Annotated in this window: 9 protein-coding genes and 1 pseudogene; all 10 read right to left on the reverse strand. The window is 45.9% G+C overall.

Annotated features, from left to right (window positions below; all coding sequences use genetic code 11):
- A partial coding sequence (locus tag RT269_RS28710; protein WP_313187837.1) for an ABC transporter ATP-binding protein occupies window positions 1-634 on the reverse strand: 634 nt, incomplete at its 3' end.
- 2 nt (window positions 635-636) lie between these two features.
- Entirely contained in the window at window positions 637-1,653 is a 1,017-nt protein-coding gene (locus RT269_RS28715; protein WP_313187838.1) for a branched-chain amino acid ABC transporter permease, read from the reverse strand.
- 11 nt (window positions 1,654-1,664) lie between these two features.
- Window positions 1,665-2,555: a branched-chain amino acid ABC transporter permease gene (locus tag RT269_RS28720; RefSeq protein WP_313187840.1), complete on the reverse strand. Its 891-nt coding sequence runs from the start codon at window positions 2,553-2,555 to the stop codon at window positions 1,665-1,667.
- Window positions 2,556-2,660: 105 nt separating this feature from the next.
- Window positions 2,661-3,893, reverse strand: a complete 1,233-nt coding sequence (locus tag RT269_RS28725; RefSeq protein WP_313187842.1) for an ABC transporter substrate-binding protein — start codon at window positions 3,891-3,893, stop codon at window positions 2,661-2,663.
- 534 nt (window positions 3,894-4,427) lie between these two features.
- Window positions 4,428-4,739: a PTS fructose-like transporter subunit IIB gene (locus RT269_RS28730; RefSeq protein ID WP_313187844.1), complete on the reverse strand. Its 312-nt coding sequence runs from the start codon at window positions 4,737-4,739 to the stop codon at window positions 4,428-4,430.
- 14 nt (window positions 4,740-4,753) lie between these two features.
- Window positions 4,754-5,821, reverse strand: coding sequence for a PTS fructose transporter subunit IIC (locus RT269_RS28735; RefSeq protein WP_313187845.1), 1,068 nt, complete (start codon window positions 5,819-5,821; stop codon window positions 4,754-4,756).
- Window positions 5,822-5,834: 13 nt separating this feature from the next.
- Window positions 5,835-6,278 carry a PTS sugar transporter subunit IIA gene (locus tag RT269_RS28740; RefSeq protein WP_313187846.1) on the reverse strand — a complete coding sequence of 148 codons (444 nt, stop codon included), beginning with the start codon at window positions 6,276-6,278 and terminating at the stop codon, window positions 5,835-5,837.
- A gap of 149 nt (window positions 6,279-6,427) precedes the next feature.
- Window positions 6,428-8,377: a BglG family transcription antiterminator gene (locus RT269_RS28745; RefSeq protein ID WP_313187847.1), complete on the reverse strand. Its 1,950-nt coding sequence runs from the start codon at window positions 8,375-8,377 to the stop codon at window positions 6,428-6,430.
- 73 nt (window positions 8,378-8,450) lie between these two features.
- On the reverse strand, window positions 8,451-9,131 hold the full coding sequence (locus tag RT269_RS28750; RefSeq protein WP_313187849.1) for a fructose-6-phosphate aldolase: 681 nt from the start codon (window positions 9,129-9,131) through the stop codon (window positions 8,451-8,453).
- Window positions 9,132-9,150: 19 nt separating this feature from the next.
- Window positions 9,151-9,652 (reverse strand): annotated as a pseudogene (locus tag RT269_RS28755) (radical SAM protein); the annotation flags it as partial.

Consider the following 9,652-nt stretch of genomic DNA (forward strand, 5'->3'; position numbering starts at 1 on the left):
CGGAAATCTTAAATTCATCGCGGATATAGTTGATAATCTCCAGGAGTTCTTCCGTTTCTGTCGGATTCATCCCTGCCGCAGGCTCATCAAGAAGAAGGAGCTTCATATCCGTAGCCAGGGCTCTGGCTATCTCCAGACGCCTCTGTTCGCCATAGGGCAGATTTCCTGCTTCATAATCTTCTTTTCCACTTAAATGCACAATCTGAAGCAGTTCTCCGGCTCTTTTTGTCAGTTCTTCTTCCTGCCTCCAGTAGGACGGCGTACGAAAAACGGCATGAAACAGATTGTAGGTAAGCTTGGCGCTCATGGCTGCCTTTACATTATCGATTACGGTCATTTTCTTAAATAACCGGATATTCTGGAATGTTCTTGCAATTCCTGCTTCAACAATCTGATGGGTCTTTTTCCCATTCATGGACTGACCATTTAAGTAAAAGGATCCTTCCGTCGGTTTATAAACACCGGTGATCAGATTGAACACTGTGGTTTTTCCCGCACCGTTTGGACCGATCAGCCCCACCAGCTCCGATTCTCCGATTTCCATATTAAAGCTGTCCACCGCTTTTAATCCGCCGAACTGGATTCCCAGGTTCTGAGCCTTTAATACCGGCATAGCTCCTTCTGCTCCTGTCATATTTATACACCTCCTTCTGTTTTTTTCCGGTTCTTTTCCCTACCGCCTTTTCTGCCTGTCAGCCGTTCATATACACGAATGAGGGAAAATTCCCATGCTCCAAAGATACCGCCCGGTTTAAAAATCATAACCAGTACCAGTACTACAGAGTATGCCAGCATACGGTACTGGGAGAACTGGCGCATCATTTCCGGAAGAGAAGAAAGAAAAGCCGCACCGATTATGGACCCGGTAATGGAGCCGATCCCTCCGATGATCACCTCTGAGAGAAGCTCCGCAGAGTACATAAAGTTAAAGTTGGTGGGTATCATGGCTGTCATGTAATGGGCATAAACACCTCCGCCGATTCCTGCAAAGAAAGCGGCTACGGTAAAGGTAAGCACTTTATAATAAGTAACATTGATTCCCGAAGCAGACGCTGCTATGTAATCCTCCCGAATGGCTTTCACCGTTCTGCCAAAACGGCTGCGTACGTACATGTACATCATGGTTATACAGATCACCATGATCCAGAAACTCCAGTAGAAGTTGGAAAGCTTTATAATACCGCTCATGGTTTTTCCGCCGCCTGTAATGGAAAGGTTGCAAAAGAGGACACGGATAATCTCTGCAAAAGCAATGGTCACAATGGCTAGATAATCTCCTCTTAAGCGTAAAGCCGGGATTCCAACCAGGACTCCGGTCATGCCGGCTGCAATTCCTCCTGCAAGAATAGCAACCAGGAATAATGCAATATCGGGCAGTCCTTTTCCGGCAAGTCCATTGGATACAATGGCAGAAGCATATGCTCCCACTGATACAAAACCCGCATGGCCAAGAGAAAATTCGCCCATGCAGCCCACCACCAGATTTAAGGAAGCCACCATAATGACCGTATAGCAGGCAGTGGTACTGATTCCCTTGATATACTGGGTGGACCTGCCAAAAGCATTGTTTTCAAAAAGCAGGACAAACAGGAAAAAAACAGCCAGAACACCCAGGAAATTTAGGAAATAGGAAACTTTATACCTCTTTTCCATGGTCCACCCCCTTAAACTTTCTCGCCCACATTCTTACCAAGAATGCCGGACGGTTTCACCAGAAGAATCACAATCAGAATGGCATAGGTAATCGCTTCATACCAGCCCGGTAAAAACAGCTTTACAAAAATCTCAATGAGTCCAACTAAAATTCCTCCAAGCATGGCTCCGGGAATGACTCCGATTCCTCCAAGAACAGCGGCAATAAAGGCCTTAAGTCCCATCATGGAACCCATATCGTTGGTGACTCGCGGATATTTGGTACAATACATAAGAGCTGCAACCGCTGCCAATGCGGAACCGATGGCAAAGGTCATGGTGATCACCTTGTTGACATTGATCCCCGCAAGAATGGAAGCATCCCGGTCCTGGGGAACCGCCCGCATGGCTTTCCCCATCTTGGTATTCTTTATAAATATCTGAAGGCCTGCCATCATAACGATCCCGATACTGATGGTCAAGATAACATTCAGAGGAAGGGCCACTCCAAACACATTTACAGAGGGTAAATCAAATATTTTCTGGACATTGTGGGGCTTTGCGCCAAAGAGAACCATAGCCAGGTTTTCAAGAAACAGACTCATGGCTAGTGCTGTAATAAGAGCTGACATGGAACCGGCCCTGCGGACCGGCTTATAGGCTATCACCTCAACCATGACTCCCACCGCAGCACATATGACCACGGCAAGGAAAACGGAAATCCATGCAGGCATTCCTGCATGGATCATCATAGGAATGGTATAAAATAAGGTATAGGCTCCAATCATGATAAAATCGCCATGAGCAAAGTTTATCATTCGGATGATTCCGTAAACCATGGTATAGCCAAGTGCGATCAAAGCATAGATAGCGCCCTGGTTCAGTCCGTTTATCAGGCTTTGAAAGAATAATGAAAATGTCATAGGATCTCCTTTTCTCAAAAGGAAAATGCGCACCAAAGACTTTTTAAGTCCTCATGCACATCTCCTTTTCTTTTTTTCAGATCTTCCTGTAAGATTTATGCAGCTTTATTCCTTTGTTCCTTCCGGTGAAAGAGTCATAAGCCATTTCACCTTGCCGTCTTCAAAGGTATTGATCGCTACGGATTTCTCCGGATCGCCGTTTTCATCCATGGTAAAGGTCCCTCCTACACCTGTGAAAGTCATTCCGGTCATCCCCTTTACCAGGGAAGCCGTATCTGATGCACCGCTGTTTTTAGCAGCTTCCACCAGCATGTAAATAGCATCATAGTAAAGAGCCGCACAGGCATTCAAGTTTTCCGAGCCGTACTTTTCCGTATATTTGGATACGAAATTGACTACGGCCGGAGCGGTATCTTCCGAAGAATAGTGGTTGGTAAAATAGCAGTTCTCAAACTTATCCTCAAAACCTGCCGTATCGGCTCCATCCCAGCCGTCACCACCCATGACGGCTCCGTCAAAGCCAGCATCCCTTGCTGCCCCTACCAGAAGGGGAACCGTATCAAGGAATGCAGGATAAAACAGGAAATCTGCTCCTTTTGCCACCACCTGGGATGTCTGGGAAGAAAAGTCTGTATCCTTTGTGGTACATTCGCCTACATATACCACTTCAATTCCGTTTGCCTCCGCATTCTCAATAAATGCATCCTTTAAGCCGTTGGAATAATCATCATCCTTGGCATAAATAACAGCGGCTTTTGTCCAGCCCTTTTCTTTTGCAAACTGCGCAGCCATTTTGCCCTGGTACGGGTCAATAAAACAATTCCTGAAAATGGTGGAACCTTTTAAGGTAACGTCTTTATTGGTTGCTCCTGTTGCAAGAAGGAGCATATTGTCTTTGGAGGCCTGTTCGGCAACTGGAAGGGTAACGGAGGAAAAAAAGCTTCCCACGATGGCACTGGGGTCTTCTTTCATCAGACTGTTGTAAGCATTAATTGCCTGCTTGGCATCACCGCCGTCATCTACTATTTTTCCGCCGTTTACAATCTCAACCTTGTAACCGGAATCTCCATAGTTGATTTCTTCAACTGCCATGGTAATGGCATTCTGTGCACCTTCCCCATAAACAGCAGACCCCCCTGTGACAGGACCGTACACGCCGATCTTAATGGTTTTCCCGTCTCCTCCTTCCGGGGCAGACGCTGCATCCTGGGTAGACGCTGAACTTGCGGCGGCTGTACTGCCTCCCGCAGCACTCTGCTGTGCAGATGAACCGCAGCCGGCAAGAAGCACTGCCGTCATTGCTGTAATGATCGTTACAGGTAATAATCTTTTTTTCATAATCGATTCCTCCTCAATCTGTTATCATAAAAGATGAAAATAAAACGGAACAAGGAGGCTTCCCCAAAAATGCAGGGAAAACCTCCTTGTTCTCCTTAAGAGACTTATTTGCTTTATGGACTTGGATCATATGCATTACAATTATCCATAAGCAAAAAGAGCCGCAACCGTACTGTGTACGCTTGAGACTCCTTTGATCTCTTGATTAATATATTGGTAGGATTATAGCATTTGCATTTAAAAAATTCAAGTGCTTTTGCAAGCTTTGTGTTTTTGATGGTCTTGACTTAATTATCTTAACCATTCAGCTTTTTTCTGTAAACGCATCAAGCACTGGCTGCTGTAAAACAGGGAATTTACCAATCACTGGATCTAACATCTTTTGATCAAGTTTCTCATGCCTCATTCCCCTGCATCGGATGATAACTATTCATATATACTCGCCCAAAAACCTTTCAAACCCTGGCACGGCATATCCATAATCGGACACTCCCTCCGCCGGACCAGGCCGCCATTTCCATAACCAATATCCGGCTATTTATTTACAGCACTTTCAATTTTATTGAGAATCGCATCCGTCTTTTTAATGACATCTCCGATTGCAACTCTTGCAATCAGCTTTCCTTTAAAACGTTCTTCCCTTTTGATCGGCATATCCTTTGTCAGAATGACGGCATCGGCACTCAAAACATCCTCAGCCGTGATTTCATTTTCCACACCAATGGATCCCTGTGTCTCCACCTTTACTTCCCAGCCTCTGTCCTTACACTTTTTACTGATGGCTTCTGCAGCCATGTAGGTATGAGCGACCCCGGAGGGGCACGCTGTCACTGCTATAATTTTCATAATGATTCTCTCCTTTATTCAAATGAAATATCCACATCATCGTCAACGCCGGCTGCAAAAGCCTCATTTTCTTCTGAAACATTCTTTTTAAATACCGCGCACAAAACTACATAAATTGCAACTCCAACAGCCATACAGACAACATATCCCAGGCGGTTCCCTGCTACCGGAAGAACGATCAAGCCTCCCCAGGCTGCCTGACATGTCACTCCAATGGCATAAGCCAGAGCAGAGGCAATAGCAGTGCTTATCATATTAATCGGAATCATGTGGAGAGGATCTGCACTGGTATAGGAAATCGCTCCTTCAGAAATCCCTACCGCCCCCATGGCCAGAGAACCGATTCCTGCTTCCCGTTCCTCTGCTGTAAACTTATTTTTCAGAATCAGAGAAGCAGTGCCCGCCCCCAGCGGCGGAACAGCTATGGCTATGGCACATGGTCCTGCATAGGTATAGATCCCCATGCTGATCGTTGCAACCATGAAGCTGAATGCAACTTTGTTCACCGGTCCGCCCAGGTCAAAGGCGATCATGGCACCTACGATCAAACCTAAAATAATTTTATTTCCTTCGTTCATATTGGTCAGGAAGCCGGTAAGCACCTCCATCAAAGAAGCAATGGGACCGCCCAGCACGAACAGCATCAGAATTCCCGTAAGAAGGACACTCACAATGGGAATTATTATGATGGACTTTAAGGACTGAACGGCTTTAGGAAGCTTGATCTTTTTTAAATAATAGCAAATGATACCGGCAAAAAGTCCAGAAACAATTCCTCCCAGAAACCCCGCTCCAATGCTGTTCGCAAGTACGCCGCCTGCCAGTCCGGGTGCGATTCCGGGACGATCAGCAATAGAAACTGCAATATAGGCAGACAGCACAGGTACCATAAGCCCTAAAGCACTGACCCCGATCTGCCAGATGCTTCCTGCCATACCGCTATCCGGGGCCGCTCCTTTCCCTGCCATCATAACCGCAACCGCCATCAAAACACCTCCGCCTACCACAACCGGAAGCATATAAGATACGCCGTTCATCAGGTGTGTCCTTGTTCCTTTTAAAATTTTCGCTAATTCAGACATCTCTCTTCTCCTCCTATAATTCCCCTACCAGCTCCAGCACCTTTTCGCTGGTGTCTGCTTTTAACAATGCATCTCTGAATTCATCGTAAATCAGTTTCCGAAACAAACCCGCCAGTATTTCCAGATGACGGTCCCCTTGTCCCTCAGACGGCACAGCCACCTGGAAAATCAGCTCTACCTCTTCCTGATCATCCCATTTCAGAGGCTTTTTCAACCGTGCAAAGGTCAGAGAAGGATATTTCACATGGCCGGATTTGGCATGAGGGGTTGCCGTAAGGAATCCCACTGCCGTTGATGCCTGTTTTTCCCTCGTCAGAACATCCTGCTCATATCCTGCCTTATTGAGCAGACGGTCATTCCGTTCCATCAGGGCGGCCATCTGCGCGATCACCTCCTCCCTGCTTTCTGCCTCCATTTTAAACACAATCAGTTCCTTGGACATCAGTGGTTTTTCCATGCAGCAAAACCCTCCTTTGTTATTCCTTGTTATTTATTAATTGTATTTTATTCCTGTTTGCTATTATTTTCAACATACCTATTGTCGTTTTTTTGCATAAACTCAACCGCAATTTAAGGCAAATGAAAAAAGATGGCATTGCCATCTTTTTATTGTAGAATCTCCATGATCTCTTCTTCAGTTCGTGCCGTTCTCAGCAGCTTTACGATATTCTCATTTCCTGCCTTTTCATAAAACAGTTTAAAAAAACGCCGTGTCGTTTCCCCATCGTTAAAATTCAGTGCCAGCATGAAAATAATATCTACCGGTGCACTTCCCCAGTCTATCCTTTTTTGCAGACGTATCATGCATACCGCTGGGATCAGAACACTGTTTTCAATTCCATGGGGAATCGCAACACCGTTGCCAATCTCCGTAGAACTGATGGTTTCCCGGTAAAGGACCTCCTGATAATAACTGTCGGTGACACAGCCATGGTCCCTTAACACCTGAAAGCCCATTTCAATCAATTTATTTTTTGCTACTGTCTCCACATCCAGCAAGATAAACTCCGGGCGGATGTACGATCTAAGGGTGATTTGTTCCGGCCTGCCAAGTCTTAAGGTAAACACCTCGCTGCAGGCTTTCTGAAGCCGGAGGGCATCCCGGTCATCCACGACCGGTGTCACATAGACGGCCGGTAAATCGCACTTCAGTCCTTGAATAGTCGTAATCACCATATCACAGGACAATGTCTGCGCTTTATCAAGCTCATCCTTGGAAAGAACCGCAATGATCCGGAGCCCCTCCATCCTTTTTTCAATCTTTTTTGTGGTCATTTCTGCCAGAAACAAGCTTCCGGCTCCTACCAGTACTGCATTTACTCTTTTTTCAATCCGGATCAGGGCACCGCCGATCAAAAGAGTTAAAAAGGCTATCTCGTGCTCAGAAGGAATTCTGCCAATGACTTCCCGGATATAAGCTCCCATACCAAAGCATGTGTTAAAGATAATTCCGTAATTGGTTTTTACATCTTCAAGAAAGGGATTTCTGATTTCAAAACCACAGCGGGTCCTTACAATACATTTATAAAGAAAGCTCTCCAATCCGGAAAACAATCGTTTCTCCCTGTAAAAATCCAACCCTGTTGCTGCTGACAAATAGGAAACAATATGACGGCAGATCTCTTCTACCTGCTGTCTGGCACATTGGTCCTCCTGACGGACATGCTCTTCCTGACGGAATTCCGCTCCGGAAAGCAGCAGATAAATATAGCTGCGTTCCTTTGCCGGATAGCGAACTCCACAGACATATTCCAGGGTGTCCGCCAGGCTTTCAGACAGAACACTGCCCGCTCTCCCAGGAGAAAGAATGACCAGTTCTTCCTCTTTCACTATAAAACCTTTTTCCATACGCTTTATCTGTACACAAAGGTATTCCACCATCATAATAAAGCTGTAATCCACAAATACCAGGGATGATTTTGTCTCAAACAGCTGAAGTGCCCGGCAGACTCCCTGTACCAGTTTTTTTTCATAAACCTGGTACAAATGCTGTGCTTTACCGATTCCGATCCTGTAATCACAGGACAGACTTTCCTCCTTAAATTCCACCTTCTGTTCTCTGCAGAGTGCAGCCAAAGCAGAACGGAATCCCACCTCCGTTCCTTTGGCGGTGACTCCTGTACGGGATTTTCGAAGGATGGTGATTTCATAATTCTGAAACCAGCGCTCTGCTTCCTCTAAATCTGCCCCGATGACCTGTCTGGACACATAAAGTTCTTCTGCAAAAAGGGAAATGGTATAATTCCCCCAGCCCTGAAGCAGAATCTGGCGGATATAAAACTGCCGGTCCTGCTCATCATAATAAGGGGCTTCCTGACCTAAAAGCTCTGGAAGCCGATTCATATCTTCAGGCTCCAGCTCCAGGTAAACACCTACTCCCCGTCTGCCGACATAGTTGATCCCCTCTCTATCACAAAAGCTGCCAACCTCTTTCAAATAGGTGTTTACCGTGCGCTCCGACATATCTAACATCACGGACAGCATCTTTACAGTTATAGGAGTGTTTCTATTCAGTACAAGAACTTTCATAATCCGTAATGCTTTATCGGACAGCATGGGAATCCTTTCTCCTTTCAGCTCAGAAAAGCGTGCAAAGTGTAATCGGCCGGCTCATTGCTTACGCAAATGTTTACTTACAGTCCTTCATGGTCCTGCCTGCACCGCACAACCCTTCAAAATCCGTGGTAAAAGCGCTTACCGCCATCGTTACAGAGTCATTTTTAATCAGCCCCTCTATGACATCCGGAGAAATCGTAGACGCGCCGACCCCATACTGGCAAAGCTCCAGTACCTGCTGGGAATTCTTAAAGCTGGCTGCCAGTACTTCCGTCTTTAACCCATTTTTCTTGAAAATGTCGTGGATGTCCTTGGCCGTCCTCACACCATTTGCTCCAAGGTTATCGATCCGGTTTACATACGGTGCCGCATAGTCTGCCCCGGCTTTTCCTGCTAAAAATGCCTGCATCTGGGTGTAGATGGCCGTGGCTGTCACATTGGCCCCTTCTTTTTTCAGGGCTTTCATGGCTTTTAATCCTTCTTTTGTGGCAGGGATCTTTACAAAGGTATTCTTTCCAAGCTCCTTTTGGATCCTGTGGGCCTCCTCAACCATTCCTTCCGCATCTGCTGCAACCACCTGCACATGAAGCTCCGCTTCCGGCCCAATAAATTCACGGATTTCCCTCAGGGTCTCAAAAGGCTGCTTTCCATTTTTCGCCAGAATGCTGGGATTGGTGGTAACTCCATCCACTGCAAATGTGTCGTATACCTCTTTAATCTTCTCAATGTTCGCATCATCAATAATAAATTTCATGTCTCTGCTCCTCTCCTTCTCATGATTCTAAGATGATATGGTTTACCCCGTTAGATCTGGCGATTTCTGCAAACCGCTCCATGTCCTGACGGGAGTAGGGTTTGGGGTTATCTTTAAAGCAATAGGTTTTGTCTACCAAATAGTACTTAGCTTCCCCCAGGGGGTTGTAATTCAGTATTTCATAGGACACTTCCTTGTAAATTTCTGAAATAAACCGGCTGATTCCTGCAATGTTATCTTCCACTGTGGTAAGCCCCGGAATCATTGGGGTACGGATGGTAACATGGTCTCTATTCTCAGATTCCAGTAAAAGACGTATGTGTTTTTTTATCCGCTCATTGGTCACACCGATATATTTTTTATGGGCTTCCGGGTCAAAAATCTTAAAATCCGCATAAATCAGATCCAGCCACGGGAGTACCGCCTCCAGCGTTTCTGTTGGTACATGGAGAGCCGTTTCAATCGCCGTGTGGATGTTCCTTTTCTTCATCTCCTTTAAAAAGGAGAGGGCAAACTCCGGC

The organism is Lacrimispora sp. (assembly GCF_032078915.1).
Classification (GTDB): domain Bacteria; phylum Bacillota; class Clostridia; order Lachnospirales; family Lachnospiraceae; genus Lacrimispora.